We start from the raw sequence: 1,608 nt of genomic DNA on the forward strand, positions 1-1,608 counted from the left end.
TTGACAATATGGCTGTGGTGAAGAAGTCGGTCTAGCAGTGCCGAAGCCAACACGGCATCTCCGAAAAGCTCACCCCACTCTGTAAAGCTCTTGTTGCTGGTGAGGATGATGCTGCCGTGCTCGTAGCGAGTGCTGACGAGTTGGAAGAACAGATTCGCTTCTTCCCGCCCAAACGGACAGTATCCGACCTCATCGATGACAAGCAGCTTTGGCCGCAGATACTTTCGCATCCGGATGTCGAGCTTGTTTTCTGCATTCGCTCTACGTAGATCCGCAACCAGATCCGTTACGCTCACGAAGTAGGCGGAGTAGCCGGAACTGAGCGCTTTTAGGGCCAGTGCCACGGCAAGGTGGCTCTTGCCGACACCGGGCGGACCAAGGAAGACAATGTTGAACGCCTCCTGGATAAAGCCAAGTGTTGCGAACTCCTCAATCGCCCTCCGGTCAACGCTGGGTTGGAACGCGAAGTCGAACTCGTCCAGCGTCTTTTGGTATGGCAGGTGCGCACGCTGGACCTGTGTCTGCACGTAGCGATGCCGTCTCTGGGAAAGCTCTTCCTCCAGCAACTCAGCCAGGAATGACACGTAGGTTGCCTCTTTCTGCGCCGCCGTCTGCAGGCGGGATTCAAGCAGCTCTGCGGCGGTGTTCAGCTTCAATTCTGTCAACTGCGACCGCACCCTCTCCAGCTCTAGCACGCTCCCACCCCCAGGGCGAACTGTTCGTAAACTTCAAGTGGCCGTTGCTCCACATCGGTTTGCGCAACCCGAACCGCAATCGCCTTGGGAGCAATCCGCCCCTCTGCAGCGTCAAGCCCCTCGTACTGGTTGGGGAGGCGAATGAGGCCGCTCCACCTGTCCGAACGCTCATGCGTTGCAATGCACTCGCCCTCAGCCCAAATCTCAATCTTCGTCCCAACCTGACGAACCAGGACTGTACGACCACTGTAGCGCCATGGCACCCCATACCGAACACCATCCCAACTGACAAAGCCATCCATGCTCACCTTGCGTTCTTCCCGCAGGAACTTCTGCAAGCGGTCGGGGGAGGGTAGCGGATTGAGCCGCTCATCTTGCATGAGGTCACAAGGGCGTTCGCCCGTCGTGCCGTGAATACGCCGGTCCTGTTCCTGACACCATGTGAGTGCCTGACGGTTGAGATCAGCCATTCCAGTAAAGCGGCGTCCGGGCCAGAAGTTGTCTTTGACAAACCCTACGCCACGTTCTACCTTGCCTTTCGTCTGTGGCACACGTACTCGACACAGTTTTGGTGTCAGCCCAACGGTCAGGACGAAATCTTCAAACAGCGGATGCCATTTGGGTGTGCCATCATCGTTGCGACCAATGACCACGGTCTTCATGTGGTCAGTGAGCCCAAACTTCGGAACGCCGCCGAAGTGCTCGAGCGCATGAATGAAACACCGCAGAAAGCTATGAATGTCGCATCGCCTCGTAAACTCCACATAGATGGAGCGGGAGTATCCCAGAACCATCACGAATACCGCCACCTTGTGTGTACGCCCGTTCTCATCCTGCTCCTCGCAAAAGCCCCAATCAATCTGTGCCTGTTGCCCCGGCTTGGTCTCATAACGTCGCTTCGCTTGTACCTGGC

At 56.8% G+C, this 1,608-nt stretch carries 2 protein-coding genes; both read right to left on the minus strand.

Annotation, left to right across the window (positions count from 1 at the left end):
* Window positions 1-695 (minus strand): IS21-like element helper ATPase IstB (istB, locus tag AAC01S_RS18370; protein ID WP_067625951.1); only part of this gene is annotated, 695 nt, incomplete at its 3' end.
* Window positions 689-1,608 (minus strand): IS21 family transposase (istA, locus tag AAC01S_RS18375; protein WP_067625954.1); only part of this gene is annotated, 920 nt, incomplete at its 5' end. The genes istA and istB, both read right to left, overlap by 7 nt.

This window comes from Alicyclobacillus acidiphilus NBRC 100859, from assembly GCF_001544355.1.
Taxonomy (GTDB): domain Bacteria; phylum Bacillota; class Bacilli; order Alicyclobacillales; family Alicyclobacillaceae; genus Alicyclobacillus; species Alicyclobacillus acidiphilus.